Annotated in this window: 27 protein-coding genes and 2 tRNA genes; 18 read left to right on the top strand and 11 right to left on the bottom strand. The window is 62.0% G+C overall.

Translation table 11 applies throughout. The annotated features are described in order from the left end of the window. Positions 1–3 precede the first annotated feature (3 nt). The 7 genes from hflC (at position 4) to CHB75_RS01005 (ending at position 5,950) form a co-directional block, all read left to right on the top strand. Positions 4–894: a protease modulator HflC gene (gene hflC / locus CHB75_RS00975; protein WP_089268646.1), complete on the top strand. Its 891-nt coding sequence runs from the start codon at positions 4–6 to the stop codon at positions 892–894. Continuing rightward, positions 894–1,085 carry a DUF2065 domain-containing protein gene (locus CHB75_RS00980; RefSeq protein WP_089268647.1) on the top strand — a complete coding sequence of 64 codons (192 nt, stop codon included), beginning with the start codon at positions 894–896 and terminating at the stop codon, positions 1,083–1,085. The genes hflC and CHB75_RS00980 overlap by 1 nt, the downstream gene beginning before the upstream one ends. A gap of 337 nt (positions 1,086–1,422) precedes the next feature. After that, a complete protein-coding gene (locus tag CHB75_RS00985; RefSeq protein ID WP_425439480.1) occupies positions 1,423–2,829 on the top strand; it encodes a Do family serine endopeptidase in 1,407 nt (468 codons plus the stop codon). A 155-nt stretch (positions 2,830–2,984) separates the two neighbouring features. After that, the gene (locus CHB75_RS00990; protein WP_089268649.1) at positions 2,985–3,503 is read left to right on the top strand and encodes a methanogen output domain 1-containing protein; all 519 of its coding nucleotides are present in this window, start codon (positions 2,985–2,987) and stop codon (positions 3,501–3,503) included. Continuing rightward, complete coding sequence (locus CHB75_RS00995) at positions 3,475–4,488, top strand: sensor domain-containing diguanylate cyclase (RefSeq protein ID WP_089268650.1); 1,014 nt, start codon at positions 3,475–3,477, stop codon at positions 4,486–4,488. The genes CHB75_RS00990 and CHB75_RS00995 overlap by 29 nt, the downstream gene beginning before the upstream one ends. A gap of 374 nt (positions 4,489–4,862) precedes the next feature. Next, positions 4,863–5,186: a 2Fe-2S iron-sulfur cluster-binding protein gene (locus CHB75_RS01000; protein ID WP_089268651.1), complete on the top strand. Its 324-nt coding sequence runs from the start codon at positions 4,863–4,865 to the stop codon at positions 5,184–5,186. 35 nt (positions 5,187–5,221) lie between these two features. Then, on the top strand, positions 5,222–5,950 hold the full coding sequence (locus CHB75_RS01005; RefSeq protein ID WP_245840580.1) for an FG-GAP repeat domain-containing protein: 729 nt from the start codon (positions 5,222–5,224) through the stop codon (positions 5,948–5,950). A gap of 114 nt (positions 5,951–6,064) precedes the next feature. Here the strand turns inward: CHB75_RS01005 and purD are convergent, their stop codons facing one another. Then, positions 6,065–7,327: a phosphoribosylamine--glycine ligase gene (gene purD / locus CHB75_RS01010; RefSeq protein WP_089268652.1), complete on the bottom strand. Its 1,263-nt coding sequence runs from the start codon at positions 7,325–7,327 to the stop codon at positions 6,065–6,067. A 75-nt stretch (positions 7,328–7,402) separates the two neighbouring features. On the opposite strand from purD, the gene xseA reads away from it, so the two are divergent. Next, positions 7,403–8,944, top strand: coding sequence for an exodeoxyribonuclease VII large subunit (xseA, locus tag CHB75_RS01015; RefSeq protein ID WP_089268653.1), 1,542 nt, complete (start codon positions 7,403–7,405; stop codon positions 8,942–8,944). 133 nt (positions 8,945–9,077) lie between these two features. Here the strand turns inward: xseA and CHB75_RS01020 are convergent, their stop codons facing one another. After that, positions 9,078–9,482 carry a hypothetical protein gene (locus tag CHB75_RS01020; RefSeq protein ID WP_089268654.1) on the bottom strand — a complete coding sequence of 135 codons (405 nt, stop codon included), beginning with the start codon at positions 9,480–9,482 and terminating at the stop codon, positions 9,078–9,080. A 355-nt stretch (positions 9,483–9,837) separates the two neighbouring features. On the opposite strand from CHB75_RS01020, the gene CHB75_RS01025 reads away from it, so the two are divergent. From CHB75_RS01025 to CHB75_RS01055, 7 genes are all read left to right on the top strand, one after another. Next, a complete protein-coding gene (locus tag CHB75_RS01025; protein ID WP_089268655.1) occupies positions 9,838–11,523 on the top strand; it encodes an NAD(P)H-dependent oxidoreductase subunit E in 1,686 nt (561 codons plus the stop codon). Positions 11,524–11,849: 326 nt separating this feature from the next. After that, the gene (gene ftsY, locus CHB75_RS01030) at positions 11,850–13,049 is read left to right on the top strand and encodes a signal recognition particle-docking protein FtsY (RefSeq protein ID WP_089268656.1); all 1,200 of its coding nucleotides are present in this window, start codon (positions 11,850–11,852) and stop codon (positions 13,047–13,049) included. Between the two features lie 98 nt (positions 13,050–13,147). Continuing rightward, complete coding sequence (locus CHB75_RS01035; RefSeq protein ID WP_089268657.1) at positions 13,148–14,050, top strand: DMT family transporter; 903 nt, start codon at positions 13,148–13,150, stop codon at positions 14,048–14,050. A gap of 33 nt (positions 14,051–14,083) precedes the next feature. Beyond that, positions 14,084–14,689 (top strand): inner membrane-spanning protein YciB, encoded by a 606-nt coding sequence (locus CHB75_RS01040; RefSeq protein WP_089268658.1) that lies wholly within the window; start codon positions 14,084–14,086, stop codon positions 14,687–14,689. A gap of 192 nt (positions 14,690–14,881) precedes the next feature. Beyond that, positions 14,882–17,179, top strand: coding sequence for a xanthine dehydrogenase family protein molybdopterin-binding subunit (locus CHB75_RS01045; protein WP_089268659.1), 2,298 nt, complete (start codon positions 14,882–14,884; stop codon positions 17,177–17,179). After that, complete coding sequence (locus CHB75_RS01050) at positions 17,157–18,260, top strand: DUF2235 domain-containing protein (RefSeq protein ID WP_089268660.1); 1,104 nt, start codon at positions 17,157–17,159, stop codon at positions 18,258–18,260. Before CHB75_RS01045 ends, CHB75_RS01050 begins: the two co-directional genes overlap by 23 nt. Before the next feature lie 136 nt (positions 18,261–18,396). Then, a complete protein-coding gene (locus CHB75_RS01055) occupies positions 18,397–18,864 on the top strand; it encodes a CoA-binding protein (RefSeq protein WP_089268661.1) in 468 nt (155 codons plus the stop codon). A 75-nt stretch (positions 18,865–18,939) separates the two neighbouring features. On the opposite strand, the gene CHB75_RS01060 is transcribed toward CHB75_RS01055, so the two are convergent. Genes CHB75_RS01060 through hisA form a run of 3 tightly spaced genes read right to left on the bottom strand, consistent with a single transcriptional unit; the run spans position 18,940 to position 20,786 of the window. Further along, complete coding sequence (locus CHB75_RS01060; RefSeq protein ID WP_089268662.1) at positions 18,940–19,254, bottom strand: phosphoribosyl-ATP diphosphatase; 315 nt, start codon at positions 19,252–19,254, stop codon at positions 18,940–18,942. Then, positions 19,251–20,012 carry an imidazole glycerol phosphate synthase subunit HisF gene (gene hisF / locus CHB75_RS01065; RefSeq protein ID WP_089268663.1) on the bottom strand — a complete coding sequence of 254 codons (762 nt, stop codon included), beginning with the start codon at positions 20,010–20,012 and terminating at the stop codon, positions 19,251–19,253. The genes CHB75_RS01060 and hisF overlap by 4 nt, the downstream gene beginning before the upstream one ends. Before the next feature lie 54 nt (positions 20,013–20,066). Then, positions 20,067–20,786 carry a 1-(5-phosphoribosyl)-5-[(5-phosphoribosylamino)methylideneamino]imidazole-4-carboxamide isomerase gene (gene hisA / locus CHB75_RS01070; protein ID WP_089268664.1) on the bottom strand — a complete coding sequence of 240 codons (720 nt, stop codon included), beginning with the start codon at positions 20,784–20,786 and terminating at the stop codon, positions 20,067–20,069. A gap of 147 nt (positions 20,787–20,933) precedes the next feature. Between hisA and CHB75_RS01075 the strand changes: the two genes are divergently transcribed. Beyond that, positions 20,934–21,320 carry a DUF2147 domain-containing protein gene (locus tag CHB75_RS01075; protein WP_089268665.1) on the top strand — a complete coding sequence of 129 codons (387 nt, stop codon included), beginning with the start codon at positions 20,934–20,936 and terminating at the stop codon, positions 21,318–21,320. 175 nt (positions 21,321–21,495) lie between these two features. On the opposite strand, the gene hisH is transcribed toward CHB75_RS01075, so the two are convergent. After that, complete coding sequence (hisH, locus tag CHB75_RS01080; protein ID WP_089268666.1) at positions 21,496–22,134, bottom strand: imidazole glycerol phosphate synthase subunit HisH; 639 nt, start codon at positions 22,132–22,134, stop codon at positions 21,496–21,498. 65 nt (positions 22,135–22,199) lie between these two features. Then, positions 22,200–22,787 (bottom strand): imidazoleglycerol-phosphate dehydratase HisB, encoded by a 588-nt coding sequence (gene hisB / locus CHB75_RS01085; RefSeq protein ID WP_089268667.1) that lies wholly within the window; start codon positions 22,785–22,787, stop codon positions 22,200–22,202. 132 nt (positions 22,788–22,919) lie between these two features. Between hisB and CHB75_RS01090 the strand changes: the two genes are divergently transcribed. Continuing rightward, complete coding sequence (locus tag CHB75_RS01090) at positions 22,920–23,159, top strand: Lrp/AsnC family transcriptional regulator (RefSeq protein ID WP_089268668.1); 240 nt, start codon at positions 22,920–22,922, stop codon at positions 23,157–23,159. Positions 23,160–23,361: 202 nt separating this feature from the next. On the opposite strand, the gene CHB75_RS01095 is transcribed toward CHB75_RS01090, so the two are convergent. The 4 genes from CHB75_RS01095 to CHB75_RS01110 all read right to left on the bottom strand — a co-directional run bounded on the left by CHB75_RS01095 (position 23,362) and on the right by CHB75_RS01110 (position 25,625). Next, on the bottom strand, positions 23,362–24,282 hold the full coding sequence (locus tag CHB75_RS01095; protein ID WP_089268669.1) for a NaeI family type II restriction endonuclease: 921 nt from the start codon (positions 24,280–24,282) through the stop codon (positions 23,362–23,364). A gap of 17 nt (positions 24,283–24,299) precedes the next feature. After that, a complete protein-coding gene (locus CHB75_RS01100; RefSeq protein ID WP_089268670.1) occupies positions 24,300–25,259 on the bottom strand; it encodes a DNA cytosine methyltransferase in 960 nt (319 codons plus the stop codon). A gap of 194 nt (positions 25,260–25,453) precedes the next feature. After that, positions 25,454–25,528: transfer RNA gene (locus CHB75_RS01105), tRNA-Gly, on the bottom strand. A gap of 22 nt (positions 25,529–25,550) precedes the next feature. Then, positions 25,551–25,625 (bottom strand) — tRNA-Gly (locus tag CHB75_RS01110). Between the two features lie 28 nt (positions 25,626–25,653). On the opposite strand from CHB75_RS01110, the gene CHB75_RS01115 reads away from it, so the two are divergent. After that, positions 25,654–26,424 (top strand): VPLPA-CTERM sorting domain-containing protein, encoded by a 771-nt coding sequence (locus tag CHB75_RS01115; RefSeq protein ID WP_089268671.1) that lies wholly within the window; start codon positions 25,654–25,656, stop codon positions 26,422–26,424. The last annotated feature ends 64 nt before the right edge of the window (positions 26,425–26,488 follow it).

Consider the following 26,488-nt stretch of genomic DNA (forward strand, 5'->3'; position numbering starts at 1 on the left):
GCCATGAACAAGCTGAATATCATTCTGATCGCAGCTGTGGTCATTGTCGTTGGCGTCTGGTCCTCGGTCTTTGTTGTGGACGAGCGTGAAAAGGCGCTGGTGCTGCAGTTTGGCCAGATCAAGGCCGTGAAGGAAGAACCCGGTCTGGCGTTCAAAGTTCCCTTCATTCAGGACGTGGTCAAATATGACGACCGTATCCTGAGCCTGGATACCGAAACCATCGAAGTCACGCCATCGGATGACCGTCGTCTGGTCGTTGACGCCTTTGCACGTTACCGCATTGCCGATGTGGTGCAGTTCCGTCAGGCCGTGGGCGTGGGTGGCATTCGTGCTGCCGAGGATCGTCTGTCGTCTGTCCTCAACGCGCAGATCCGTGAGGTTCTGGGTGCGGATCAGGTGACGTCCGACACCATCCTGTCCGAGGATCGCCGTCTGCTGATGACCCGGATCCGGGATCAGGCACGGACATCGGCCAGCGGTCTGGGGCTTGATGTCGTCGACGTGCGGCTGAAGCAGACCAACCTGCCGACGCAGAACCTCGAGGCGACCTTTGCCCGGATGCGTGCCGAACGCGAACGCGAAGCTGCGGACGAGATCGCCCGCGGTAACGAGGCGGCGCAGCGTGTGCGCGCCCTGGCCGACCGGACCGTGACCGAGACACTGTCCGAGGCCGACCGTGATGCCAACATCATTCGTGGTGAAGCAGACGCGCGGCGAAACCAGGTCTTTGCCGAGGCCTATGGTCAGGATCAGGAATTCTTTGCCTTCTACCGGTCGCTTCAGGCCTATGAGACGGCATTGACCGGAGGCAACTCGACCATGGTGATGACGCCGGATTCGGAGTTCTTCAACTACTTCAAATCTGAACGTCTTGCGGCACCCGCGTCGCAGTAATGTCGGACGTTCTGCTGGGAATCGGTATGGTTCTTGTGATCGAGGGGCTGGTGTACGCACTGGCCCCTTCGCTTGTTGAACGTCTGCTGGAAACACTGCGGGCGATGCCGGTCGAGACGCGGCGCGCTGTTGGGCTTGGCGCGATCTTCTTTGGACTTATTTTCCTTTGGGCGGCGCAGCGGGTCGGCTGAACCGCTGTCCTGACAGACAAGGAAATACCAGAGGCGTCGCCAGATCCCGGCCTGCAATTAAGGCCATATTAACTTTGATATGCCGACACTGGCCGACACCTGAAAAAATGCGTCGAAGCTGGCGCGATGCCTCACGTTTCCGTCACATCCGCTTGATCAGGCAAGTCTGTCTTTGAGTGTTGCTCAAACACCCTTATGTTCTAAATCGTATAGAGGCACGAACGCCGCCGCGCGCCTGATCCCCAGAAGGAAGGAGTTCCACTTGAAACCCCAAGCAATTGCACGGACACGCGACAACGCGACGCCGCTACGTCTGTTCTGGCTGACGACGCTGTCCATGATACTGATCCTTTCGACGTCACTGATGGCCGCCGCTCAGGGCTTGCCGAGCAGCTTTGCCGAACTGGCCGAACGCATCAGCCCGTCTGTGGTCAATATCACGACCTCGACCACGGTGGCAGGGCGGACGGGACCGCAGGGCATCGTGCCCGAAGGGTCCCCGTTCGAGGATTTCTTTCGCGAGTTCCAGGATCGCAACGGAAACGGTGAGGGCGAGCGGCCGCGTAAATCTTCGGCGCTTGGTTCGGGCTTTGTTATTTCCGAAGACGGCTATGTGGTCACCAACAACCATGTGATCGAAGGCGCCGACGAGATCCAGATCGAATTTTTTGAGGGTTTCGAGCTGCCTGCCACGCTGGTCGGCACTGACCCCAACACCGATATCGCCCTGCTCAAGGTTGATGCCGAAGAGCCGCTCAAGTTCGTGAATTTCGGTGACAGCAACGTTGCGCGCGTCGGCGACTGGGTGGTGGCGATGGGCAACCCGCTGGGTCAGGGATTTTCAGTCTCGGCCGGGATCGTTTCGGCGCGCAACCGCGCCCTGTCGGGGACCTATGACGACTATATCCAGACCGATGCGGCCATCAACCGTGGGAACTCGGGCGGACCGCTGTTCAACATGAATGGTGAGGTGATCGGCGTGAACACCGCGATTCTGTCGCCCAACGGCGGGTCGATCGGGATTGGCTTTTCCATGGCGTCGAACGTGGTCAAGCGGGTGGTCAACCAGCTCAAGGAATTTGGTGAAACGCGCCGCGGGTGGCTGGGCGTGCGCATTCAGGACGTCACGGATGACGTCGCCGAGGCGATGGGGCTGGCGAATACCGCAGGCGCGCTGGTGACGGATGTTCCCGAAGGTCCGGCGATGGAATCCGGGATGCAGTCCGGCGACGTGATCCTGAGCTTTGATGGCAATGACGTGGCCGATACCCGCGGGCTTGTCCGTCAGGTGGGCAATACCGAGGTCGGCAAGACCGTGCGTGTGATCGTCAACCGTGCGGGCAAGACCGAAACGCTGCGCATCACGCTAGGCCGCCGGGAAGAAGTGGAAAGCGCCGTGCCCGCATCGCAGGTGCAGCCGGAAGATGAAGAAGAGCCGGCCGAGGTCGTTCTGCTAGGGCTGACGCTGGCACCGCTAAGCACGGAAATGCGCGACCAGATGCAGCTGCCCGAGTCGATCAAGGGTCTGGCCGTGACCGCCGTTGATGAAACATCCGAGGCCTTTGAAAAGGGGCTGCGCACCGGCGATGTAATCACCGAGGCCGGACAAAGTGCCGTGCTGAGCGTGTCCGATCTTCAGGACCGTATCGATGAAGCCGAAGAGGCCGGGCGCAAGTCTCTGCTCTTGCTGGTGCGGCGTGGCGGCGATCCGCGCTTTGTCGCGCTGAGCCTGCACAGCGAATAGTCAGGTACTATCCAATGAGGCAAAAGGCGTCCCGGTAGCGGGGCGCCTTTTGTGTTTGAGGTGACCGTCGGTGCGCTGTCCGGTCAGTATTCGCGGTTCTTTAAGTTTCTTTGCATATCCTTGTGTGGTGCACATTTCCTTTGGAAGGAGAGCAGATGCAGCCCGTGCGAGGTCCGGATCCAGAGACTGCCTTCATTGACCTGTCTGTGGGCGGCTTTTTCGGGGATATCGTCGGCACTCTCGCCGGAACTCTGGAAGAGGTTTTCGGTCTCGACGATTCTTCGGCGTTCATTTCGGTCGCAGGCGACGCAATAGCCCTGCGGTTGAAGGCCTTGTACGAATCGGAACTGGGCGAACTTCCGAAAGATGCCGAGGTGATCGGACGGGTTCTGGTGGACGTCATGCGCCGCGTCGGCGGCGACTTCCGGATCGAGAGCGTCGAGAAAGACAGGATCGTTTTTGTAAACCGGCGCTGTCCCTTTGGAAGCCGCGTCGAAGGGCGGCCTTCGCTTTGCATGATAACCACGAATCTTTTTGGACGCATCGCTGCTGAAACAAACGGGTATGCTGGCGTCCAAGTAGAACAAGCGATTGCCCGTGGTGCCCCCAAGTGCCGCGTTGTCGTGGCGTTGGAGCGTGTGGCCGATGGTAGCTGGTACGAATTTTTCGAATGATGACGAGGAAAATGCTGTCCTGACGGGCATCCGGATCGCGATCCAGCACGCCAGCGAACCGACTTTTGTCGTCAATGACCTGGGCCAGATCCTTTTGGCCAACGAAGCGGCGGTCAAACTGACCCACCCACACGCGCCCGAAACCCTTGGGGCTATCGGCACTACGGAACATTCGGACCACGATACCCTACTGGAACGGGCAATCCGGCGATCAGGCCCCAGCCATATGCGCCTGAAACTTGCCAGCGGGCAGTCCTTCGTCTTTTACATCCGACGGCTGGATTTTGACTGGAAGGGCGGGCGGACCCTCGCCCTGGTTCAGGCCGATCAGACAAAGACGATGGTCAGCAAATTCATCGAAGTGCAATCGGTCGCGGAAACAGCGCGCGACCGTTTGCGTCAGAGCCTGGCCGAGCAGGCCGACCTGCGCCGCGAGGCACAGCAGTTGCGCCGTCTCGCGTCGACCGATCAGTTGACCGGGCTTTTGAACTCCGCGACCTTCGCGCAGATGACCGGCGATGCTCTCTTGCTGGCCGATGGCGCGCAGGGAGTTCTGCTCTATCTGGATCTCAATGGCTTCAAGGCGGTCAACGACCGGTTCGGACATGCGGTGGGCGATGCGGTGCTGTGCTGCACGGCCCAGCGTCTGCGCGCCGAGTTGCGTCAGAATGACCTGATCGCAAGGCTGGGTGGTGACGAGTTCGGGATCTGGCTTGCGGGGGTATCAGAGGAGGTTTGCGAGCGTATCGTGGCCCGACTTGAACAGGCGCTGTCCGAGCCGATCCGCCTGACTGTGCCGCAAGCGCCCGAGCAAATTGACAACATTTCGGTCGCGCTGGGGCGTGCCCGCTGGCCCGAAGACGGGGCGGATGTGAAGGCACTGCTGCAAACGGCTGACAGCCGGATGTATGCCGCAAAAAAACGGCGTGCAAAGCTGGAGCAGATCACCCTTGCCGCCGAGGCCCCCCCGACGCGTCTGATCTGAAACGGCATCTGCGCGATTCGGTGCCGCGACTGCGGATTTTCCGGCCTTGAACCTTCGGATCAAGCCGTGGGGTTATGATGGCGCAACGCTTGCCCATGATCCGGTGAAGCTGACAGGTTCGGAAGCGGCGGGCGCAATGCCTCGTGCTTTGATCGTGCCAGTTTGAACGTTCTGGATCGCTTGAACTTATCGCCTCCGAAGCGCGTTCGGCGGGAGTTTGCAGGTTATGGACGGTTGCGTGACCTTCATCGGAGCAAATTTAGAACACATGGTGATTGGCGCAACTGTGCAGGGCCTGTTATCGCAAAAGGGCTGGCAGGTTGCTGTGTGCTTCACTAGGTAAGTCGGCAAACATGTTTTAGGAGTAAGATCACATGGCAAAGATCACCTATATCGAGCACAACGGCACCCAACATGTGGTGGAAGTGGCCAACGGTCTGACCGTCATGGAAGGCGCGCGGGATAACAACATTCCGGGGATCGAGGCCGATTGCGGCGGCGCCTGCGCCTGTTCGACCTGCCACGTCTACGTGGATCCGGCCTGGGTTTCCAAGCTGCCCGCGAAGGACGATATGGAAGAGGACATGCTGGATTTCGCATACCAGCCGGACCCCGAGCGGTCGCGCCTGACCTGCCAGCTGAAGATCACCGATGCCCTAGATGGGCTGGTTGTGCAGATGCCGGAAAAGCAGATCTGATCCCGGCAGGATCAGATCCGGCGCGGCGCCCTGCGTTGCGTCTGTGGGGGCGGCAGGCCCGCCGCGCGCTGAGAGCTTTGCCGGTGTGGCTGGCGTTGCTGGGCGCCAGCGGCGCGCTTCGGGCAGAAATTATCGACGCGCGGTATCTGGAGCCGACGGGGCGCTATGACCATGCCATTCTGGGCGATGCGCTGGAATGGGGCGCGCTGGAGCTGACCTTGCGAGATGGGCGGGTTTTGCGCGCGGTGTTGCCCGAGTCACTGGTGTTCGAGGATATCGCGCCCCGCCTTTGGGATGTGGATGGCGACGGTGCGCCAGAGGTGGTCACTGTCGAGAGCAGCCTGTCCCATGGCGCGCGCCTTGCCATATGGGATGCCGAAGGGCGCATCGCTGCAACGCCGTATATTGGTCAGCGCCACCGCTGGCTCGCGCCATTGGGGGCGGCGGATCTGGACGGCGATGGACGGATCGAGATTGCCTATATCGACCGCCCGCATCTGGCCCGGGTTCTGCGGCTCTTTCGGCTGGAGGATGGCAAGCTGGTTCCTGTGGCCGAGCTGGCTGGCCTTACCAATCACCGTATCGGATGGGACCACGTAGAGAGCGGCATCCGTGACTGCGGTAGTGGGGCAGAAATCATCGCTGCCAATGCGGGTTGGAGCCAAGTGATGGCGGTGCGGTTTGCCGCTGGTCGTTTGGTGGCGCGTGAGGTCGGTCCTTACACAAGCCGCGCAAGTATAGATGCCGCGCTGGCATGTCGGTAACCCCAAGAACACGTATCATTCCGTTGGGCATATCTGCGGGCAGATGAAGACGGGACCGCCTGCTTCATCTGCCCATAAACACTGCGGCGGAGGCAGAGCCCCCGCACCGACGGATCAGAGAGCGCGCCAGCCGATGTCGTTGCGGCAGAACCCTCCGGGCCAGTTGACCCGATCCAGCAGGGCGTAGGCGCGGTCGCGGGCCTCTTGCAGTGTTGCGCCGCGGGCCGTTGCGTTCAGAACGCGGCCACCTGCGGCGGTAATCTGGCCCTTGGATTCAGCCGTGCCCGCGTGGAACATCATGGTAAAGCTGTCTTCGGGCAGGTCGGTCAGCCCTTCGATGACGTCCCCCTTTGCGTAATCACCGGGATAGCCATTGGCGGCCATCACCACGGTCACCGCGTGGTCGTCGGCCCAGTTCACCTGCATTTCGCCCAACCGCTCTTCGGCGCAGGCATGGATCAGATCGAGCGCCTGCGCACCAAGACGCAGCATCAGGACCTGGCATTCGGGGTCGCCAAAGCGGGCGTTGTATTCAACCAGCCGTGGCCCCTGTTCCGAGATCATCAGGCCGACATAAAGCACACCCTGATAGGGCGTGCCGCGACGTGCCATTTCGGCGATGGTCGGGCGGACGATTTCGGCCATGGCCTGTTCGGCCAGCGCATCGGTCAGAACAGGGGCCGGGGAATAGGCGCCCATGCCGCCGGTGTTGGGGCCGGTGTCACCCTCACCGACGCGCTTGTGATCTTGCGCGGTGCCGATGGGGAGGGCGTTGGTGCCATCGCAGAGGACGAAAAAGGATGCCTCTTCGCCGGTCATGAATTCTTCGATCACCACCTCGGCGCCGGCCCCGCCGAAGGCACCACCGAACATATCGTCGATAGCGGCCTCGGCCTCGTCCAGGGTTTCGGCGATGATCACGCCTTTGCCGGCGGCAAGTCCGTCGGCCTTGATGACGATGGGCGCGCCTTGCGTCTGAACATAGGCCTTTGCCGCTGCGGCGTCGGTGAAATGCCCGTAGGCGGCGGTGGGGGCGTTGCAGGCGTCGCAGATTTCCTTGGTGAAGCTTTTCGATGCCTCAAGCCGCGCAGCCGCTGCCGAAGGACCAAAGACCAGCAGGCCCGCGTCACGCAGGCGGTCGGCAACACCGGCGGCAAGCGGCGCTTCGGGGCCGATGATCACCATGTCGATGGCGTTTTCCCCGGCGAATTCGGCCACTGCGCCGCCGTCGTTGATATCGAGCCGGGCACATTCGGCGATCATGGCGATGCCGGCATTGCCGGGGGCCACGATCAGTTTATCGCATTTAGGATTCTGCAGGGCGGCCCAGGCCAGCGCATGTTCGCGCCCGCCGCTTCCGAGGATGAGGATGTTCATGGGGCGCGCTCTCCTGCTTGGCCTTTGTGCCCCCGCGTTCTAAGGTTGCGGGCAGGCAAGAGCAAGCGAGCGCAGATGTCCGATTTGATCGACGACGCCCCCGACGGGGCAAATGCACCGGAGTTCACCGTTTCCGAACTGTCGGGCGCGGTCAAACGTGTGATCGAGGGCGAATTTGGATTCGTCCGGGTGAAGGGCGAGGTGGGGCGCGTGTCGCGGCCGCGCTCTGGTCACGTATACCTTGACCTCAAGGACGACCGGTCGGTGATTTCCGGGGTGATGTGGAAGGGCACCGTGTCCAAGCTGCAGACCCAGCCGGAGGAAGGTATGGAAGTCGTTGCCACGGGGCGGCTGACGACCTTTCCGGGGCAGTCGAAATACCAGATCGTGATCGAAGACATCCGCCCGGCCGGTATGGGCGCGCTGATGGCGATGCTGGAAAAGCGCAAGGCCGCGTTGCAGGCCGAAGGGCTGTTTGAGGCCGGTCGCAAGAAGCCGTTGCCCTATCTGCCTGAGGTGATCGGGGTCGTGACCTCGCCCAGCGGCGCGGTGATCCGCGATATCCTGCACCGGCTGCGCGAGCGGTTTCCGCGCAAGGTGCTGATCTGGCCGGTAGCGGTGCAGGGGGCAAAATGTGCGCCCGAGGTGGCGCGGGCGATTGCCGGGTTCAATGCGCTGACGCCGGGAGGGTCCATTCCACGCCCGGATCTGTTGATCGTGGCGCGGGGCGGCGGGTCGATCGAGGATCTCTGGGGCTTCAACGAAGAGATCGTGGCCCGGGCCGCAGCGGCGAGTGAGATTCCGCTGATCTCGGCCGTGGGGCATGAGACGGATACCACGCTGATCGATTTCGTCTCGGACCGGCGGGCACCGACACCTACGGCGGCGGCGGAACTGGCGGTGCCGGTGCGGCTGGAGTTGTTGGGTTGGGTCGGGGACATGCAGGCCCGTCTGGGCCGCGCTCTGAGTCAGAGGCTGGAGGTGCGCGGCCAGCGTCTGCGCGATCTGGCGCGGGCATTGCCGCGGGTCGAGACGCTGCTGGAACAGCCGCGCCAAAAGGTTGATTCGGTCGGCGAACGGCTGGGTCAGGCGCTGATCCGGTCGGTGCAGATCCGGCGCGTGCGGCTGTCGGAACAGGCGGGATCGTTGCGGCCTGCGACGCTGTCGATGCGGATTACGCAAGGACGCGGGCGGCTGGACGACCGGGCCGCGCGGTTGGTGCCTCGCCTTGGGCGGCTGGTGCTGGCAAAACGGGAGGCGCTGGGGCGGCGGGCGGACCGGCTGAGCATGCGCCCCATCCAGCGCGACGTTGCGATGAAGAAAGAGCGGCTGCGTGACGTGTCGCGCCGCTTTGACGATGCAGGCCGGGGGCAGATGAGTGACCTGCGCAAGCGGCTTGAGGCGCTGGACCGTTTGCGCGAGACGCTAAGCTACAAGGCAACGCTGGCGCGCGGCTATGCGGTGGTGCGTGGGGATGGGCATGTGGTGTCCACCAAGGCAGACGCGGCTGCGGCTTCGGGGCTGGAAATCGAGTTTGCCGACGGACGCTACAAGATCGGCGGGGCGGTACCGAAGAAAAGTGCCAAGAAGGCCCCGGAACAGGGATCCCTGTTCTGACAATCGGGGCCTGATCCCGCGGTGCGCGCTTTCGCGCGCTCCGGCTACTACCTCGTCGTTGGCCTGCGGCCGCCTCATCAGGGGGCTGGTTGGGCTGTGACGCCTTGTCCGCGCGGGAGAGTGAGCTGTACGCTCAGACGCCCACTTCGGGACCGTAGCACATCATCGGCTCTTCGTTCTGGCGCGCCTCGTAGAGGGTGGTTGCGCCTGGGTCGTTTTCGAACACCGCGCGCAGGCCTGATCCGTCCTTGAAGAAGCTCCAGCATTGCGGGGTCGGTTCATTTTCGTAGACAAAGCAGATCTGGCCTGCGTCTTCGTACCATGTGCCTTCCTTGCATTCGCCATCAAGGAAGGACCAGCGTACGCGTTGGTCGGGCAGGTATTCCTCGACCCCGTAGGATTGTTCGCCAAGTCCGAAATACAGCGTCTTGCCAGTGGCATAATCGTCGAATTCGGCCCCGGACATGGGCGACTGCGCCGCTGCTGGCAGAGTCAGGGAAAGGGTGAGGGCGGTGACAAGGGACAGGATGTGTTGCATTTGAATAGATTGCCAGAGACATCGCGATCTGGGAATGCGGTAAACGCTGCTTAGGTTAACGAAATTGTCAGAAAGTGGATGACTGCCTCGAATGGTGGCACAAGTATGGCCGAAGCGGCGTAGGTGCGGGGCGGGGGACACGGTGCCTGTGCGGCCTTTGCCAGTCAGGCCCAATCCTTTTGGCTGCCTTAAGGCGCCGGAAGCGGCATGCTAGGCCTATAGGAAAATTCGGACACCCATCAGGGCGAACCACGACATTTTTGCGGCCGTTTCAATCGGCTTTGATGTCGGTTTTTGGTGACACTTGCGGGGGTGAGTCGGCTAGGGTGCTGGCACCAGGGAAGAGGGAAGAGGCATGGCAGTGGATGAGCGCAAGGGCGTCTGGAAGTCGGGCAAGGGCAAGGGACGCGGTACGCCCAAGGGCCGTCAGCTGGACGACACCGCCTGGTCCGAGGTCCGTGAATTGCTTGGCGCGGCGCCACGTCGACGCGACCTGCTGATCGAACATCTGCATCTGATCCAGGACCGGTTCGGGCATCTTTCTGCGGCGCACCTGCGTGCCCTAGCGGAAGAGATGCGCCTGTCGATGGCTGAAGTCTATGAAGTCGCGACCTTTTATGCCCATTTCGATGTGGTGAAAGAGGGTGAAACCCCGCCCCCCGCCCTGACCATCCGGGTTTGCGAATCGCTTTCCTGTGAGCTGGCGGGTGCCGAGGCTTTGTTGGCGGCGCTGCAGGACGGCATGGACCCGGCGCAGGTGCGGGTGCTGCGCGCGCCCTGCATGGGGCGATGCGACACCGCGCCGGTGCTGGAGTTGGGCCACGCCCATATCGACCACGCCACGCCGGACAAGGTGCAGGCCGCAATCGCGGCGGGGCACACCCATGCGCATATTCCTGAGTACGAGGATTACGCGACCTATGTCGCAGCGGGCGGCTACGAAGAACTGACAGCGCTGCGCAAGGGCGGCGACTGGGAAGCGGTGCAGCAGAAATTGCACGATTCCGGGCTGCGTGGTCTTGGCGGTGCTGGCTTTCCGTCTGGCCGCAAATGGGGGTTCGTGCGTGCGAACTCCGGTACGCGCTACCTTGCGGTGAACGGGGATGAGGGCGAGCCCGGGACCTTCAAGGACCGCTTTCACCTTGAAAGCACGCCGCATATGTTTCTTGAGGGGATGCTGATCGCCGCATGGGCGGTCGAGGCAGAGACCTGCTTTATCTATATGCGCGACGAATATCCCGCCGTTCTGGAAATCCTGCGGCGCGAGATTGCAGCGCTGGTGGAAGCGGGGATCGTCACCGAAGGGTATATCGACCTGCGGCGCGGGGCGGGGGCCTATATCTGCGGCGAAGAATCCGCGATGATCGAATCGATCGAGGGCAAGCGCGGCATTCCGCGCCACCGCCCGCCCTACGTGGCGCAGGTCGGGGTGTTTGGACGGCCCACGCTTGTCCATAATATCGAGACGTTGCACTGGGTGGCGCGGGTCTGCCGCGAGGGACCCGAGATTCTGAACGGGGTCGAGAGGAACGGCCGCAAGGGCCTGCGCTCTTACTCCGTTTCGGGGCGGATCAAGAACCCCGGTGTGCATCTGCTGCCAGCCGGGTCGACCATTCGTGATATCATTGAGGCTGCGGGCGGTATGCTCGACGGCCATGTTCTCAAGGCCTATCAGCCGGGGGGGCCGTCCTCGGGGCTATTGCCCGCGTCGATGGACGACATCCCGTTGGATTTCGACACGCTGCAGCCGCATGATACCTTTATCGGGTCTGCTGCTGTGGTGGTGCTGTCGGATCAGGATTCTGCCCGGAGTGCGGCGCTGAACATGCTGCGGTTCTTTGAGGCGGAAAGCTGCGGACAGTGTACGCCCTGCCGTGTGGGCTGCGAAAAGGCGGTCAAGCTGATGCAGGCACCAAGCTGGGATACCGAGCTGCTCGAGGAAGTCTGCCAGGCTATGGCAGATGCGTCGATCTGTGGTCTGGGGCAGGCGGCACCAAACCCGATCCGCCTGACGATGAAGCATTTTGCAAACGAGGTCTGAGCGCGGGTTTTGACGCGAGGATGACGGGCGCCCGGCGGGGGCCGCCCGTCTCTTGTCCCTTTTGAAATCGGGCAGTTTCGCCTGCGTCGTCGCGCGGATACGCCCCGGGGCCGGTTCGCTGCGCCAGTGCCATGTTGCCATTCCCGCCCGATCCTAGACGGTCCCGTGGCCGACGTTTGGGCACTGCCCAGCCTGACCAGCCCCCGCACAGATGATCACCCTCTGTGAGATGCGGATCCAACTCCCTCCGGGGCGCGTTGCGTCAACAGACTTTCATCTGGGCCAAAGGCGTATTAGGTCAAAGTCACCTGAGCGGGAGCGGTGCGATGTCCTTTTTCGGCAAGCTGAAAACCAAATTGTTCAAATCTTCTTCCAAGCTGGAAGAGGGGCTGGATGCCATTGTCGAGGACGGCGGCAGCGCCGAGCCGGAACCGGATATTCCCCCCGTCGTGCCACCGGCACCAGCGGCCCCCGACGCGCCCGCGCCCCCGGCGCCAGACATGCCGCAGCCCGCCGATCCCACGCCGCAGGCCCCCCCACAGCCTGTCGCGCCGCCGCCTGAGATCCCCCAGTCTGATCCGGAGATGCCGGTCGCGCCGCCAAAGGAGCTGCCTGCTAATCCGGGCCAGACCACTGGCGGCGGCATTCTGGGGCGTCTGTTCAAACGTGGCGACAGCGCGCCGGTCATGCGCCGCACGCTGGACGATGACATGCTCGAACAGATCGAAGAGCTGTTGATCGCCGCTGACATGGGCGTGGATACCGCCCTGCGCGTGACGGCCAACATGGCCGAAGGGCGCATGGGGCGAAAGGTTTCGACCCGCGAGATCAAACAGTTGCTCGCCGCCGAAATCGCCCGGATCATGGACACGGTGGCCCGGCCGATGCCGCTATATCCGACCAAGCCGCAGGTGGTTCTGGTGGTGGGTGTAAACGGATCGGGCAAGACCACGACCATTGGCAAGCTCGCCTCGCAGTTTCGCGGCGCTGGCAAGAAGGTGGTGATCGCCGCCGGTGACACCTTTCGCGCCGCTGCGGTCGAGCAGCTTCAGGTCTGGGGCGATCGCGCCGGGGTGCCGGTTCTGACCGCGCCCGAAGGTTCGGACCCGGCGAGCCTTGCCTATGATGCGATGACCAAGGCGCAGGCCGATGGGGCGGATCTGCTGATGATCGACACGGCTGGTCGTCTTCAGAACCGCGCGGATCTGATGGAGGAGTTGTCCAAGATCGTCCGCGTGATCCGTAAAAAGGACCCGGACGCCCCGCATAACACCCTTCTGGTGCTGGACGCGACGACCGGTCAGAACGCCCTGCGTCAGGTTGAAACGTTCCAGAAACTTGCCGATGTGACCGGCCTTGTCATGACCAAACTCGACGGCACCGCCCGGGGTGGCGTGTTGGTCGCTCTGGCCGACAAGTTTGGCCTGCCGATCCATGCAATCGGGGTGGGCGAACAGATCGACGATCTGCAACCCTTTGATCCAGAAGAATTCGCCGCCGCCCTGACAGGCCTTGACGACGAATGAGCTGCGCTCTGTCTTCTTCCCCATCTTCATCTGTCCAAAAATATTCCGGGAGGTCCGGAGGGCTGGCCCTCCGGTGTCGGGCCGCCACGGGGCGTTAAGTGAGCAACTGGCTCATCTCGCTAGAGGGCACCGAGGCGGGGCACAATCTGGCCCTGATCCTTGCCGTGCTTGCGGCCTTCCTGCATGCCGTCTTTGGCGCGCTGCAGAAGGGGCGGCACGATCCCTGGCTGACCCGCGGCGCGATTGATGCCAGTGTCTTTGTCATGGCGCTGCCCGTGGCGCTGTTTCTGGTGCCCTGGCCCGAACCGCATATGTGGTCAGTCTTTGCCATCGTCTGGCTGATCCACATCTTTTACAAAAGCCTGCAGGCCATGGCCTACACCAAGGGCGCCTATACGGTGGTCTATCCGGTGGTGCGCGGGACAGGGCCGCTGTTTGCTGTGATCGGGGCCTATTTTCTGTTCGGTGAAGTGTTCAACCCGATGCAATGGATGGGCGTGGGCGTGTTGCTGTCGGGGATATTCGGCCTTGCCGTCTACAACATGATCTATCTGCAACCCCAGCGCGACACGCTGCCGGTGGCGATGGGACTTGCCTTTGTAACCGGCCTTTTTGTAGCGCTTTATACGACCTATGACGCCTATGGCATCCGCGCGACGGCCGATCCTTTCACCTTCCTTGCCTGGTTCTTTGTGATCGACGGATTTGCCTTGCCGTTCTATGCCGCCCACCGCTGGCGTCATATGGCCGACCGCCCGACATTGGTGCCGCTTCTGCTGCGCGGGGTGTTTGGGGGCATCGTGGCCTTCTTCAGCTTTGGGGCGATCATGCTGGCCACCCGGCTCGACAATGTGGGAGAGGCAGCGGTGTTGCGTGAGACCTCAACCGTCTTTGCGGCCTTGATCGGCTGGCTGGTGCTGAAGGAAACCGTGGGGCCGCGTCGCATTGCCCTGATGGCCCTGATCGCGCTGGGTGCGGTGATTGTTGAGTTCTCTGGATAACCCCCCCATATAGACTTTGAAACGGAGGCCCCCATGGCAGAACGCAAGATCCACCCGATGCTGAAAACCACCCTGGAGTTGGGGCCGGTGGTGCTGTTCTTTGCAGCCTATGTCTGGCTCAAGGACGAGACCTTCAACATCGCGGGCACCGACTACAAGGGGTTCATCATTGTCACTGCGGGTTTCATCCCGCTGATCATCGCCTCGACCGCCGTGCTTTGGGCGCTGACGGGCAAGCTGAGCCGGATGCAGATCGTCACCGTGGTGCTGATCACCGTCTTTGGCGGGCTTTCGGTCTGGCTGAACGACGACCGGTTCTTCAAGATGAAACCGACGCTGATCTATCTGTTGTTCGGTGGCGTTCTGGCGTTCGGCCTGCTCAAGGGTGAAAGCTATCTCAAATACGTGATGGAAGGCCTGATGCCGCTGGAGCAAGAGGGCTGGATGCTGTTGACCAAACGGGTCTGCGCGCTGTTCCTTGCGCTCGCCCTGGCCAACGAGGTGATCTGGCGCACGATGAGCACCGAAACATGGGTCTACTTCAAGACCTTCGGGCTGACCGCGGCGATCTTTGGGTTTTTCTTTACGCAGGGCGGGTTGTTCAAACGCTACGCCGTGGAGAATGCAGACGAGGTTTGATGCCTACGATCTGTTCCCAGCCGGGCAGGTCGGCTTTTCCCGGCGTTTATCCCGCAATCTGACTGCTTGCGTAATTGTCGGCGTGGGGACTTATTCATTCTGAGCGTGACCTGAGGCGGCTGCCGCTCTGGACACCGTGACTCTGCGGTCTAATGTCCCGTTCAACACGGACATTGCGCAAAGGAACGGGTCATGGACAAATTCGGCAAAAGCCAACCGGTGAAGCGGGTCGAGGATACACGTTTCCTGACGGGTCATGGGCAATATGTGGACGATATCGCCCCCGAAGGCGCTTTGCATGGCTATGTCCTGCGCTCGCCCGTTGCCCATGCCGAGATTACCAAGCTGGATGTTTCCGAGGCGAGGTCGGCCGAAGGCGTACACCTTGTGCTGACGGCACAGGACCTTCTGGATGCGGGTGTGCGGCTGGGTATGGGGGCGACACTGGCCAAGAATCAGGACGGATCCATGGGGGCCGCACCCGAGCGCCCGTTGCTGGCGCGGGGCCGCGTGCGCTTTGTTGGTGAACCCATTGCAATGATCTTTGCCGAAACGCTGCAACAGGCGCGCGACGCAGCCGAGTTGATCGAATTCGACTATGATGATCTGCCGGTACATGTTGCGCTGGAAGTGGGTGGTGAGGCGATCCACCCCGAAGCACCTGAAAACAAGGCGTTTGACTGGGCGCTGGGCGACAAGGCGGCGACCGATCAGGCATTCGCGTCGGCGGCGCGTACCGTCAGCCTTGAGGTTGCGGACAACCGGATCATCGTGAATTCGATGGAGCCGCGCGGCTGTTTCACGGAATGGGATGGCACGCGGCTGCATCTGGCCTTTGGCGGGCAGGGGGTTTGGGGGCTCAAGCAGAACCTTGTTGATTTGCTGGGACTCGCGCCGGAAAACGTGCGCGTGACCAACCCGGATGTGGGCGGCGGGTTTGGCATGAAGGGAATGCCGTACCCCGAATATTTCGTCTGCGCACAAGCGGCGCGGGCACTGGGGCGTCCGGTGCGCTGGATGTCCGAGCGAGGCGAGGCGATGCTGAGCGACAATGCCGGGCGCGATCTGGTCACGCTGGCCGAACTGGCTTTTGACGCGGATAACCGCATCACGGGCTATCGCCTGCAGACGGTCAGCAATCTGGGAGCATATAATTCCAATTTTGCCCAGATGATCCAGACGCAGCTGTTTTCCCGGGTTCTGCCCGGGGTCTATGACATCCCGGTGATGTTCATTCAGGTCGACGGAATCTATACCAACACCACCCAGGTGGATGCCTATCGCGGGGCCGGACGGCCCGAGGCGATCTATGTGCTGGAGCGCATCATGGACCGCGCCGCACGCGAATTGGGTATTGATCCTTGGGAGTTGCGCAAGATCAACTTTATCCGCCCCGACCAGTTTCCGTTCAAGACCATCGTTGGCGAAACTTATGACGTCGGCGAATTCGCCAGGGTGCTGGAGCGCGCTGCGGCAACTGCGGACCGGGCCGGGTACGATGCGCGCAAGGCGGCGTCGGCGAAGGCGGGCAAGCTGCGCGGGCAGGGCCTTTGTTACTATATCGAAAGCATTTTGGGGTCTCCTACTGAAAACGTGCAGGTCACGTTTGAAGAGGATGGAAGCGCTGTGATCTTTGTGGGCACACAATCAAACGGTCAGGGTCATGAGACTGTTTATGCTCAGTTTCTGGCGGATCAGACCGGGATTCCAGCGGACCGCATTCGTGTGGTGCAGGGTGACAGCGACCTGATCGCACAGGGTGGCGGTACGGGCGGGTCACGGTCTGTGACGGTACAGACCAACGTGACGCTGACCGCAGTTGCCCAAATTGTCGAGAAATTCTCGGCCTTCCTGTCGGAAGAGATGGGTGTGCCTGCATCAGAGATCAGTTTTGACGATGAACGCTTTCGCGCCGAGGGGTCGAACTTGACGCCCACCATGCTTGACGTGGCTGAAATGGCCCGGGTCGCGGGGCGCGACGACTTGCTAAGTCACAAGGCAACAGCGCAATTGCCAGCACGTTCTTACCCCAACGGCGCGCACATCGCCGAGGTCGAGATCGACCCCGAAACCGGTGCTGTGACCGTTGAACGCTACACGGTGGTCGACGATTTCGGAAACCTCATCAACCCCATGCTGGCCGAAGGGCAGGTGCATGGCGGTGTGGTCCAGGGCATCGGTCAGGCGTTGCAGGAACGGGTGGTCTACGACGAAACGGGGCAGCTGCTGTCGGCGAGTTTCATGGATTATGCGATGCCGCGTGCGGACAATGTGCCGATGATCGGCTTCACCACCGAGGCCGTGCCGTCGACGGCCAATCCAATGGGCATGAAGGGCTGTGGCGAGGCCGGTACGGTGGGCGCTTTGGCCGCAGTGTCGAATGCGGTGCAAGATGCGTTGTGGGAGCGGGGTGTCCGGCAGGCCGACATGCCGTTTACACCGCAAAGGGTGTGGGAATTATTACAGAATGATCAGATCGCCGCTGAGTGACAGAGTCCGTGGATGGTTCGCGAGGCGTTTCGCCTCCGACCACTCCAGCTATTCTGTTGCGCGCGGGGCGCGGGACCATGTGATCATTCTTGACGGCACCATGTCGTCGCTGAAGGCGGGGGAAGAGACGAATGCCGGCCTGACCTATCGTCTGTTGCGCGAACAGGGCGGCAACGTTTCGGTCTACTACGAGGCGGGGCTGCAGTGGCCTGATTGGGCTTCGACCGTTGATGTGGTGACCGGGCGCGGGATCAACCGGCAAATCCGGCGGGCCTATGGTTATCTTGCCTCGCGCTATCGGCCCGGGGACCGGATTTTCCTTTTGGGGTATTCGCGGGGGGCCTATGCGGTTCGTTCGCTGGCTGGGATCATCGACCGGATCGGGCTGATCAGGCGTGATGACGCGACCGAAAGCAACATCCGCCAGATCTATCGCCTGTATCAGATGGATCCGGAGGGCGCGACGGCCCAGGCCTTTGCGCGGCTATACTGCCATCCAGAAACGGCAATCGAAATGCTGGGCGTCTGGGATACGGTAAAGGCGCTGGGGCTGCGGCTGCCGCTGCTGTGGCGCCTGCAGACCGACAGCCATGCCTTTCACAACCATGAGCTCGGCCGGTCCGTGCGCCACGGGTATCATGCGCTGGCACTGGATGAACGCCGCCGGGCCTATGCGCCGGTGCTGTGGCAATGCCCGCAGGACTGGTCGGTGACGGTCGAGCAGGTTTGGTTTCCGGGCACCCATGGCGATGTCGGCGGTCAGCTGGGCCGTTCTGGTGCCGCGCGGGGGTTGTCGAATATCCCGCTGGTCTGGATGCTGGACAAGCTGGAGGCGCGTGATCTGTCACTGCCCGCGGGTTGGAGGGGGCGATTTCCCTGCGACGCGGAGGCGCCATCAATCGGGACCTGGTACGGTACGGGGAAATTTTTTCTGCTGCGTGGGCCACGAGAGGTCGGGCGGGACCCGTCAGAACAGTTGCACGAGTCAGTGAGCAGGGGTTCGGCAAGAGAGATCGATTCGGTTGCATGGAAGAAAGCAAGTCTTTTGTTCACAGTTTCTTTACAACGCTTTAAACTGTGACTTTCACGCCTATCTAAATTACAGGCTCGCGGGATCGGAACCCCCGTGACACCTTTACTGTCCCTCGTTCCGCACTGGCGCCCAAGGTTTTCCTTGGGCGCTTTTTTCTTTTCGTGCGTGGGTGTAGCGTGAGGCCATGAGTTATTCCGATACCTTTCTCAAGGACGTCCTGACGCGCACAAAGGTGATCGCGGTCGTGGGCGTGTCGATGAACCCAGTGCGCCCGTCCTACTATGTGGCGCGGTATCTGAGCTTGCGCGGCTACAGCGTGATTCCGGTCAATCCCGGCCACGCCGGGGCGCGGTTGTTCGGGCAGGAGGTGAGGGCGTCGCTGAGCGAAATCTCTGAACCTGTGGACATGGTTGATATTTTCCGGCGCTCTGAAGCGGTGCCGGGGATTGTCGAGGAGGCGCTGGAGTTTCTTCCGACGCTGCGCACGATCTGGATGCAGATCGGGGTTGAGCACGCCGAGGCGGCCAAGATGGCCGAGGCGCGTGGTGTGGATGTGATCCAGAACCGCTGTCCCAAGATCGAATATCAGCGGCTGTTTGGTGAGTTGCGCATGGGTGGTTTTGCGACCGGTGTGATTTCGTCGAAACTCTGACACCGAGCGGCGCTGTTTCGGCAAAGCCGAAAGGCGCCCCGCCCGCCGTCCCATGCTGAAGGCATGAAGACGCGGTCAGGTCGAGGGGCGCGCGGCCTTTTCGGTGATCCCCGAGGTGCCCTGACGGCGGGCGAGTTCGGCCATCACATCGGCGAGGGGGACATCGCGGGACTGAAGCATCACCAGCAGGTGGAAGAGGACATCGGCAGCTTCGGATGTCAGGCGGTCGCGGTCGCCTTTCACGGCTTCGATGATGGCCTCGATCGCCTCTTCGCCAAACTTTTCGGCGCATTTTTCCGGGCCCTTGGCGAGGAGCTTGGCGGTCCAACTGCTTTCGGGATCCGCAGAGGCGCGGGCGGCGATTGTCGCGGCGAGATCGTCGAGGGTCATGACAGGCGCATCGGCACGCCGGCCGCCTGCATATGGGCCTTGGCCTCGGCAATCGTGAAGTCACCGAAGTGGAAGATCGATGCGGCAAGAACTGCACTTGCGCCGCCGATGGTCACGCCTTCGACCAGATGATCCAGCGTTCCGACGCCGCCGGACGCGATGACAGGAACGCTGACTGCATCGCTGATCGCGCGGGTGAGGGGAAGGTTGAAACCGGAACGCGTGCCGTCCCGGTCCATCGAGGTGAGCAGGATTTCCCCGGCGCCTTTGGCGGTGACGGTCATGGCGAAATCGACGGCGTCGATGCCGGTGGCGCGGCGTCCGCCGTGGGTGAAGATTTCCCATTTGCCGGGGCTGACCGTTTTGGCGTCGATGGCCACAACGATGCACTGGCTGCCGAATTTGTCCGCCGCTTCGGTCACCACATCGGGGTTGGCGACTGCGGCCGAATTGAAGCTGACCTTGTCCGCGCCCGCGAGCAGCAAGGCGCGGACATCAGCCACCGTCCGCACACCGCCACCGACGGTGAGGGGGATGAAACATTGTTCGGCGGTCCGGGTTACCACATCGAACATTGTCCCGCGATTTTCGTGGGTTGCGTGGATATCGAGAAAGCAGATCTCATCCGCGCCCGCCGCATCATAGGCCCGGGCTGCATCGACGGGGTCGCCTGCGTCACGCAGATCGACGAAATTGACGCCCTTGACCACGCGGCCATCGGCGACATCGAGACAGGGGATCAGGCGGGTCTTGAGCATGGCAATTGTCCTTTGGGGACGGTTTAGCGAAACCGCCGGGCAGTTTCCAGTGGCCTAGTCCCTGAGTGCTGCAAGTGCGGCAGAGAGGTCAAGCGCGCCGTCATAGAGCGCGCGTCCCGAGATTGCGCCGGAGATCACGCCGGTGTCGCGCAGGGCCTTGAGATCGTTGAGGGAACTGACCCCACCGGAGGCGATTACAGGGATGCTGACGGCGCGGGCCAAAGCCTCGGTCGCGGGGATGTTGGGGCCCTGCATGGCGCCGTCGCGGTTGATGTCGGTGTAGATGATCGCGGCGACGCCGGCATCCTCAAACGATTTGGCCAGATCGGTGACCATCACGTCGGTTTCCGTGGCCCAGCCCTTGGTTGCGACGCGGCCATTGCGGGCGTCGATGCCGACGGCGACCTGACCGGGAAAGGCGCGGGCGGCTTCGCGTACGAGGTCCGGGTTTTCGACCGCCACAGTGCCGAGAATCACGCGGGCGAGGCCCTTGGTCAGCCATGATTCAATCGTCGCCATGTCGCGGATGCCGCCGCCGAGCTGGGTCGGAACCTTGCAGGAGGCGAGGATCGCATCAACCGCAGCGCCATTGACCGGGGTGCCTGCGAAGGCGCCGTTGAGGTCGACCAGATGCAGCCATTCGCAGCCCGCATCGACAAAGGCGCGGGCCTGATCGGCGGGGTTGTCGTTGAAAACAGTGGATTTTTCCATGTCGCCGCGCAGAAGGCGGACAGCCTGACCATCCTTGAGGTCGATTGCGGGGTAGAGGATCATGCGCGTTTTCCCTGAAAATTTCCGGCCCGTGAATGGCGCGTGTCTGGCATGACGGAACGACAGATGCAACGCGACCTCACGTCAGACTTGATTGGGAACGGGGGCGGCTGCACGGTTTGGGCAGAACACTTTGGGAGGAGTTGAGACATGACGAAGCTGAGCGTTGCTATGTTGGCCCTGACGCTATGTGCGGGGGCGGCCTGGGCCGATCCGGTCGAGGGGACCTGGAAGACCGAAGTGGATGACGGGGCCTATGCCCTTGTGGGCGTAAAGCCCTGTGGCGCGAACTATTGCGGCACGATCGACCGTACGTTCAACGACACGGGCGAATACAAATCCCCCAACCTTGGCAAGACCTTGGTCATCGACATGGCGCCGGAGGGCAACGGTAAATACCGTGGTCAGGTGTGGCGTCCGTCGAACAACAAGATCTACATGGGCAAGATGCTGGTTGAAGGCGACGCGCTTCAGCTGTCGGGATGCGTGGCTGGGGGCCTGTTGTGTTCCAAGCAGAAGTGGGCGCGGGTTAAGTAGGTCTGAACCCGGCGTTCGCGTCAAAGAACCATACGGGGGGTCGACATTTTGATGTCGGCCCCTTTTTTGTGTCCAAGTCTTTGGCAGGCAAGGAAAAACGCCGTATGGAAAACGTATGGTATGCGTATGGAAACCGTATGGCTGCGATAGGGCGTTGGCGGGGTACCCCGTGGTGTCAGGGTTTCCAGCCGAGGAAATTGGCGATCATCCGCAGACCGTTTTCTGACGATTTTTCGGGGTGGAATTGCAGGCCAAGCATATTGTCGCGCCCGACGATGGCGGTGATTTCTTCGGCGTAATCCACATGGGCGATGCGCTGGGTCAGGTCGGCCATGCGGATCTGGTAGGAATGCACGAAATAGACGTGGTCGCCGGTTTCGATCCCGGCCAGTACGGGGTGCGGGTGGTTCAGGACTAGATCGTTCCAGCCCATATGCGGCACCTTGAAGGAACGTTCCTTGGGCGCGATGTGCATGACCTCTCCGTCGATCCAGCCCAGACCATCGGTTTCGGTATATTCGTGGCCTTTGCGCGCCATCAGCTGCATGCCGACGCAGATGCCAAGGAAGGGGCGGGCCTTGACCTCGACCGCCTCGACCATGGCGTTATACAGCCCGCTGTCACCGCGCAGGGCGGTGGCGCAGGCAGGAAAGGCGCCGTCGCCGGGCAGCACGATGCGATCGGCGCGGGCCACCACGTCGGGATCGGTGGTGACGATGACCGTACCGGCGTCGGTTTCGGTGGCCATGCGTTCAAAGGCTTTCTGGCAGGAGTGCAGATTGCCGCTTTCGTAGTCGATGATGGCTGTCAGCATGTCGGGCCTTGGTCCAGATGTGTCAGGTGGGGGGCGTCAGAGCGCGCCTTTGGTCGATGGGCGCGTTACAGCGCACCTTTGGTCGAGGGGATGGCCTGCGCGGTGCGCGGATCGGTTTCCAGTGCGTCGCGCAGGGCGCGGGCGACGGATTTGAAGGCCGCCTCGGCGATGTGGTGGCTGTTGAACCCGTGGAGGAGATCCACGTGCAGGGTGATGCCGCCATGGGTGGAGAGCGCCTGAAAGAATTCGCGCACCAGTTCGGTGTCAAAGGTGCCGATCTTGGAGGTCGGCATGGGAACGTTCCAGATGAGGAAGGGCCGCGCCGAGAGGTCCAGCGCGCAGCGCACCTGAGCGTCGTCCATCGGCAGCAGGCAGGAGCCGTAGCGGCGGATGCCCTTCTTGTCGCCAAGCGCCTGTGTCAGCGCCTGACCCAGGGCAATTCCGGTATCTTCGACGGTGTGGTGATCGTCGATATGCAGGTCGCCCTTGGCGCGGATGGTCATGTCGATCAGCGCGTGGCGCGCCAGCTGGTCTAGCATGTGGTCGAAAAAGCCGACGCCGGTCTGGTTGTCATACACGCCGGTGCCGTCGAGGTTGATGTCGACGGTGATGTCGGTTTCGTTTGTGGCGCGAGTGACGGATGCGGTGCGCATGGGGCTCTCCTGCGATAGGCGTTCGCAGAGCTTATAGGCGGCGGGGCGGGCAGCGCCAAGGGGGCCATGCGTTTTGCGATTGTGCGGGCGGGGTGGCTGTGCCAGCTTTTGGGCAATGAATAGGAGCCTTTCATGACCACCTGCGTCTTTGTCCAGATCCGCTGCACGCCCGGCACGACCTATGCCGTCGCCGAGGAAATCGCCCTGCGCGAGATCCATTCCGAGCTATATTCGACGAGCGGGGAATACGACCTGCTGGTCAAGTTGTACGTGCCCGAGGGGCAGGATGTGGGCCATTTCATCAATGAGCACATGACCGGGATCAAGGGGCTGGAGCGGACGCTGACAACGCTGACGTTCAAGGCGTTCTGAGCGGGCTGTTTGGGCCGCAGTCCCGGACCGGAATCAAGCGCGCAGCGCGCCGGTCCAGCGCCGGCCCGCCCCCCGGGGCGGCGCTTTGGTGAGGTAAGCGCATAGCTCTGAGATGCGAATGACTTTGCAGGCATAAAATGCCCGGCTCAATCGTTGCAGGCGCCACCCCGCGGGTCGGCGCTGGACCTCTTTCCGGTCTGGCTCAGAGATCCATCGCGCCCTGACGCGGCGGCCAGCAGAGCGGTGCGCCTGTGCGGATCGCCAGATCGGCCTCTGCCTGTGTCACCGGCTGGTAGGATATGAATTCGCTGCCCGCGCAGGGGGGCAGGTTCAGTGCCTTGATCAGCGGCGCGTCGTAGTGGCCCGAGAGCAGAAGGATGCCTTCTTCGGCCAGATGATCGCGGGTGCCGCGCCCTTTGTCGCTTCGGATGCGGCGCATGAAATCCTGTTGTTGCGCCACGGCTTCGACCACGTCGCGGGTGATCGGCAGGCCCTGAACGGCGCGGAACAGGGTGGCCATACGCTGATTGCCGGTAGTGCCGGCAAAGATGCGGGTGATGGTGTCGGGCGGCACGGTGCGCCAGAAATTCGCAGGATAGGGGTGATGGCAGAGCAGCCAGAGGATGTGGCCAAAGCCGGTCGCCGAGACGGATTTCTTGGCATCCTTGTTCTGCCCGGCGGTCAGATATTCGGGGCGCGCGACGATCAGGCCGAGGTAGCAGGTGGCGCGCGCCTCGTCCGCGGCGACCAGAAGGCAGGGGTGGCCGACGGCTTCGGTCGGGATCATCCAGTTGCTGCCCATGGTGTTCTTGATATCGACGTCATGGCCCAGAATCACCGTATCGAGCCGCCCCTTGGACAGCCGCAGCAGGGCGCGCAGTTCGATTTCGACGCGGGTGCCGATATAGGTCTTTTCGGTCTTTTCCAGCTCGTCATAGGACCGCCGCCCGGTCTTGGGCGTCATGATGACGTCATCGATGCAGCGGCGCAGCATGGTGGGGAAGGATTCGGCCAGGGCATCGGCGCCACCGGCCCGTTTGGTGATGTCCCGCGCCAGCGCGTCAAGCAGGGGGAAATCGACGTGGTCCGGGTTGATAAGGCTGGGGGGGAGCGTCTTTTTCATGTCCGGACCCGTGCAGGTCAGGCGCTGACGGAGCGCAGCATTCGTTTGCGCAGGGCGCGCGCGATCTGGGTCGAGACGGCCTGCGCCACGGGCGGCGGAAAGGCGTTGCCGACCTGACGATAGGCGTTGGTTTTTGCGCCGGTGAAGTGCCAGTCGTCGGGAAAGCCCTGAATGCGGGCAACCATCGGCACGGTCAGACGCGGCATGCCGTCGTGGAAGGGATCGGGGGCCTCGGGGGCGATCGTGCGTCCCTCGACACCCAGAGTGGCCCAGGCGGCGCGGGCACGGGTGGGGCCAAGATCGGGGCCGCCGTGCTTTTTCGAGCCGCCGACGATGGTGGGGGCGATTTCATCGGCCTTGGCAGCCCAGTCAGCCGCCCCACGCCAGCCGCGCGCCGCCATCAGGTCATGCAAGGTTTCGCCGACGGTGGGCGGGTTGTGGGGTTTTGGTTCGGGCCACTGGAACAGATCGGCGCGGGATTTCTGAATCGCGACGATGACCACGCGGGGGCGCAGCTGCGGCACGCCGTAATCGGAGGCGTTCAGCAGACGCCAGTCGGTGCGGTAGCCGAGTTTATCAAGCTGGCCTTTGAGCTTTTCCCGGTAGTCGTGGAACACCGCATCCAGAAAGCCGCGCACGTTTTCGATCATCACGGCGCGGGGGCGGGCCACGTCGATGATGTCGATGGCATCGTTGAAAAGGTTGCGTTCGTCCTGTTCGCCAAGCTGTTTGCCGGCAACGGAAAACGGCGGGCAGGGCAGGCCACCGGCCAGCAGATCAAGGCCCTTGAAGCCCGCGGCCTGATCCTTGAACAGGCGCATATCCTGTTCGAGCACATTCCATTCAGGCCGGTTGTGGCGCAGGGTGTTGCAGCAGTGGCTGTCAATTTCGACCAGAGCGGAATGATGAAATCCCGCCTTTTCAAGGCCAAGGGCCTGACCGCCGGCACCTGCGCAAAGTTCTACCGATGTCAGCATTTTGTCGGCCCTCTTTTCCCGGATACAACCCATTGCGGGCCGCCTTCGCAAGCCAAGAATGGTGGCACCCGGCACGTTCCGCATTCGTTCTATCCGCAACCAGAGTGCCCGGCAAGACGCGTTTTCAGGGTGGGGCGCAAAAGCAAAGGCCGCCCCGGAGGGCGGCCTTAAATGCAGTACTTTACGATTCCGACTGGAGCGGGCGAGGCGATTCGAACGCCCGACCCTAACCTTGGCAAGGTTATGCTCTACCCCTGAGCTACGCCCGCGCTTCAGTCGTTTCGTTACCATTGGAGCGGGCGAGGCGATTCGAACGCCCGACCCTAACCTTGGCAAGGTTATGCTCTACCCCTGAGCTACGCCCGCTTACCGATGGTGTGGCGGATTTAGTCGTGTGAGCCGCGGGCTGCAAGAGGAAATTTCCGTTCAGGCGGTAATTTCACCACATGCCGATCAACGCGTGCCCGGAGATCCGTTTCTGCCTTGCGTGGGCTTCGGCCTGCCCGAAGCCGACAAATCTCAACCGCCACTGATCTTAACTGCTTTTTATCTATTCTGGACACATTTTGGCCTTAGTTTGAAATCGGAGCATGCAATGAAGCGTTTTGTCACCCTGTCCATCACCGCACTTTTCATGGGGAGCGCAGCTTCGGCGGGATCTGTCGGATTCGATCTTGGCATTAGCGCGGATGGGAACGTACCGGTCTTCAGCCTAACCAACACCTCGGATTCTGCGATGATAACCGGGCTTAATATGTTCATCGGTGATCTTTCCAGAAATTTTGATTCCACCATTGCACAAGGCGGAACTGCGGCTGTCGTTGGTGCGGGGGCACCGTTTGACACCGGCGATGGTGGTTTGCGCGTCGACAACCTGATTTGGACGTTTTCGGGTTTTGACAGCCTTGAAACCTTTAGTTTCAAGGCGGATTTCGATCCCGACAATGCGAATGTGGTCATGGATTACCGCAGCGTCCTGTTTCCGAATGGCAGCTTTTCGGTGTCCTATTCAACGGGAAAGACGCTTGTGCAGAACTTTGATACTGCTTTCGGAATCGGAGCGCAGTCCTATTCAGTTGTCGCGGCTGTGCCGCTGCCGGCAAGCTTGCCTTTGATTCTGCTAGGCGTTGGTGCCCTTTCGGCGCTGCGTCGTCGCAAGGGCTGAGCCCATCGTCATCTGCGCGAAAGGCCGGGCATTGGAGGCCCGGCCTTTCTATTTTGACGTGCGC

The sequence above is a fragment of the Puniceibacterium sediminis genome (genome assembly GCF_900188035.1).
Lineage (GTDB): Bacteria > Pseudomonadota > Alphaproteobacteria > Rhodobacterales > Rhodobacteraceae > Puniceibacterium > Puniceibacterium sediminis.